This is a genomic window from Vibrio sp. 10N.222.49.C9, assembly GCF_041474985.1.
GTDB lineage: Bacteria > Pseudomonadota > Gammaproteobacteria > Enterobacterales > Vibrionaceae > Vibrio > Vibrio crassostreae_C.
Window position 1 is genome coordinate 1 of the sequence record NZ_JBFRVD010000923.1, and the last position, 352, is coordinate 352.

A 352-nucleotide genomic window follows, 5' to 3' on the forward strand; every position below is an offset into this window, starting at 1 on the left:
CATTAGCGTTTGAGCAATAGAGTTTTGAGCCTGGATGCTCTTAGTGTTTGCCTGATAGTTCTGCTGCGTCTCCATTAGACCGATCATGCTTTCTGTAGTATCGACATTTGAAGACTCAACAGCGCCGCCAACCAAGTTACCCAGCACACCTACGCCCGCAGTACCAAAGATAGGAGCCCCAGAACTGTATGTCTGTTGCCAAGATGTACCGCTTACGGCTTGAAGACCGGCATTTGACGGGAAACTCGCTAGGATGATTTGACCTTGCACTTGCGTTTGACCATTGCTGTAAGTAGCTATGACCGAACCATCTTCTTCGATATACACAGAGTTAAACTCACCACTGGTATAT

Annotated in this window: 1 protein-coding gene; it reads right to left on the minus strand. The window is 47.2% G+C overall.

Features of this window, described 5'->3' with window-relative positions:
- A partial coding sequence (locus AB4585_RS26235) for a flagellar hook-basal body complex protein (RefSeq protein WP_372171691.1) occupies positions 1–352 on the minus strand: 352 nt, incomplete at both ends.